The following is a 3329-nucleotide window of genomic DNA, read 5'->3' on the forward strand; positions in this document are numbered from 1 at the left end:
CTACAGTGCAGTATTGGGGCATCTTGTTCCTCAGCGGCGGCGATCCTAACAGTATCCCGAGGCAAAGGTCCGCCTCGGCTTGGGGCACGGTGTCGCTTGGCGCTTCTAGTGTCCTGCATCCGTGATTACGTACATAAGTCGGCGAGCAATTGGCGACGCTCGGGTCATTGAATCGACGCAGGCTGCGGTTCAATTTCGATGCAGTGCAGCGCTATTTCCAGGAGATAGCCAAACGGCGATCGATGGCGTGAGCGGTGCCAAGGGCCGGCGAATTATGTGCGGGATTTCGGATACTGGACACTAGGGCTCGAGCGCACAGCCATCTTGCTTTCGGCTGAAGCGCTCGGCATCACAGGCTTCGGCCGGCTCGGAGCTGAACTGCGCGGAGGCGCCGGACGCTGGCGCCTGGCTTTGGATGGCGCGCGCTTCTCGAGCGTCCTTCTGCAGCGCCAGACTGATTTCACGCTCCAGGCGCTCTCGGCTCAGCGCACCCTCCAGCCGCCGGCCGTTCAGGTAAAAGGTCGGGGTGGAACGTACTCCAAGCCGGTGGGCGAGCTCGATGTCGGTACGCACGCGGTCACGGGTTCTACCCTCGTCGAGGCAGCGCGTGAACTCCGCCAGGTCCAGACCGACCCGCCTGGCCAGCGCGTCGACGGCCACCGCATCACGCGGCGTCGTCTCGAAGAGGCCTGCCGCGAAAGAGACGAATTTCCCCTGTTGCCGCGCGCATTCCGAAGCTTCTGCGAGCCGGCAGGCTCCCGGATGCAGGTTGCGTTTCACGAACCGGTTGCAGGCTGTGTCGAGCGGAAAGTGCACGAAGCGCTTGTCCACGCGCGCGCCGCAGCTCGCAAGCAGACCGGATAGGTTCGCCTGCAATCGCTTGCAATAGGCGCACAGGAAGTCAGAGATTTCCAGCGCGGACAGCTCCACGGCGTGGCATTGCTCGACGGTCAGCGCGCGTTCGGCTCGCGCCGATGCCGGGGTGTCCGTCTGGGGCGCTGGCGCCGGTGCCAGCGTTACGTGAGCGATCTGGGCGACCCCGGCAACCAGCGTCGCGGTCAGTCCCAGTCCGGCGAGCGGACCCGCCGCCAAGGCAGGCCCTTGCAGGCTGAGGGCGCGCCTTAGCCACAGGGCAGCCAGTACCAGGTTGCAGCCGTCCATCCCGATGCACACGGGGCAGTAGGACCGGGCCTGGGCCATGACGCCGAGCAGGAACAGGCCGCCGGCAACAGCGCCACAGGCGAGCGCCGCCGCCCCTGCGGCCCAGACGCGGGAAGCGCCGTCATCGAACCCGCGGGCGACCGCGAGCAGCAGAGCCGCATACAGCCCCACGGCAAACACCGGCACGGGCACCCCGAGCAGTGCACCGAAGCCGGACTCGATGGCAACGGAGCAACCGGTATCGGACAAAGTGTGGCACAGCCCGGCGTCGCTGAAGCCCCCTTGGATATGCGCATGCGTGAGATAGGCGGCGCCGCTCAGGCCGACGAGACTCGCAAGCAGTGCTAGCAGACGCATCCTCTGACCATACCGCCCGAGCGGGCGCCTGGCCGCAACTCGGGGCCCACGATTCCGATCATCCGCGGGCTCTCGATCCGATTCTGAAGACGCTCCCATCTTCCCGCAATACGGTCCTAGACCGGGCTCACGCCTCGCGTCGCGAGGGCTCGGACCTCGCGCTGCTCCGCCCCCTTGACGAAAGCGCATCGGGCCTGTTGCTCCGCTTGAACCGCGTGCTGGCCGTGCTAGCTTCGCCGCCCGCAGGCCGCAGCGGTGGCCTGGAGCGCCGATCGGCGCTCAGAGCGGCGGGATGACGCAGCAGAGAGCCGGTAGGAACGTGGTTTGGCAGGCAACAGTCGCGAAGGCGAAGGTTTCGCAGGTGACCGAAGCGAGCTTCGAGCAGGAAGTGCTGCGCAGCGAGCTGCCGGTCTTGGTGGACCTGTATGCGGACTGGTGCCAGCCGTGCAAGCTGATCGAGCCGATTCTGGAGGAGCTGGCGCGCGAGCTGTCTGGCAAGCTCAAGATCGTTCGGGTGGACGTCGAAAAGAGCCCGCGTCTTGCCCAGGGCTTCCGCGTGCAGTCCATCCCCATGTTGGTGCTTTTCGCGGATGGGAGGCCGGTGGATCAGGTGGTCGGTGCGGTCAACAAGCAGGCTCTGGTCGAGATGGTAAAGCCGGTCCTGCCCGCGTCAGCGGCCGAGATCGTTCCCAAAGACCTCGACAGGCTCGCGCGGGAGGGCCGCGTCCTGGCCGTGGACTTGAGAGACGCCACGTCCTTTCGCCGCTACCGCATCCCAGGAGCGATCAACATCCCGAGCGAGCAGGTCACCGATCGGGCGCGGGAGCTGCGTCCCAGCGACGGCAGGCTACGCGTGCTCTACTCGCGCAGCGGCGACGAAGCCAAGGAGCTCGCGGACAAGCTGCGCGAGCGCGGCATCAACGTCGGCTTTCTTGCTGGCGGCTTCCTGCACTGGGAGGCTGACGGTCTCGGCGTCGAACGCGGTTAGGGGTGTCCACCGCGGGATGCGGGGCGCTACGCTGCATTGCTGGATGCGGGGCGCTACGCTGTATCGCGGGTGATGGTGGACAGGCGACGACTGCAGGTGCTTGCGAAGCCGTCCCGAGGCGCGCCATCCGATGCGCTGATGCGTTTGCCGGATGAGCTTGCTGCTCGTCGGCCGCGGTTGCCGTGCGTTGCCGTGGCGGTCGGCTCTACCCGCAAATCCGGCGCTCAGGTTGAGTTTGCCGTGCACCTGGCACGGACGCTGAGCCGCGGCCGCAGGATTCGCGTGATCGGTGTCTGCGGCTGCTGGCCGAGCCCCGATGACGCGTCGCAGGAAGCTGCCAGGCGCTTCGCGGTCGCCGGAATCGAGCGCGTGCACCTGCTCGATCTCGCCGCGGGCGAGTCAGACAGCTTCTTGCAGGCCCTCACCGCCGAGCGAAGTCCCACCGTGATGGCGTGTATCGGCAACGCACTGCTCGCAACCTGCGAGGCCTGGCTCTCCGTCCTCCTGGTGCAGGGCGAGGGGCTGCCAGTGCGCCTCAAGCCTCTGGCGCGCCGAGCCGACCTGCGTTTGGCGGGACGCGAACGGGAAGTAGCCGAGGTGCTTGCGATGCGGGTCGCGGCCGAGGCAACCGGAGCACTGCAAGCCTAGGGCCCGCGGAAGAACAACTCATCCATTTCGCCGGTTCTGACCACCGCTGGGTAACTTCTCAAAAGGTGGTGGCGAGGAGAGGAGGGTAGGATCGCACAGGGTACAGAGCACTCAAGGAGCTTGGGCGCGGGCTTCGATGAGTGCGGGGAGAGCAGGGATACGGTTTTGGTTTTGA

The 3329-nt window shown here is 66.5% G+C and carries 3 protein-coding genes; 2 read left to right on the top strand and 1 reads right to left on the bottom strand.

Going from position 1 to position 3329, the window contains the following annotated elements:
* Positions 1 to 300: 300 nt before the first annotated feature.
* The gene (locus MJD61_15960) at positions 301 to 1518 is read right to left on the bottom strand and encodes a thioredoxin domain-containing protein (protein MCG8556760.1); all 1218 of its coding nucleotides are present in this window, start codon (positions 1516 to 1518) and stop codon (positions 301 to 303) included.
* 361 nt (positions 1519 to 1879) lie between these two features.
* Here MJD61_15960 and trxA point away from each other — a divergent pair, with 361 nt between their 5' ends.
* Positions 1880 to 2506 (top strand): thioredoxin, encoded by a 627-nt coding sequence (trxA, locus tag MJD61_15965; protein MCG8556761.1) that lies wholly within the window; start codon positions 1880 to 1882, stop codon positions 2504 to 2506.
* A 69-nt stretch (positions 2507 to 2575) separates the two neighbouring features.
* Positions 2576 to 3154, top strand: a complete 579-nt coding sequence (locus tag MJD61_15970) for a hypothetical protein (protein ID MCG8556762.1) — start codon at positions 2576 to 2578, stop codon at positions 3152 to 3154.
* The last annotated feature ends 175 nt before the right edge of the window (positions 3155 to 3329 follow it).

This window comes from Pseudomonadota bacterium (assembly GCA_022361155.1).
Taxonomy (GTDB): Bacteria; Myxococcota_A; Polyangia; order Polyangiales; family JAKSBK01; genus JAKSBK01.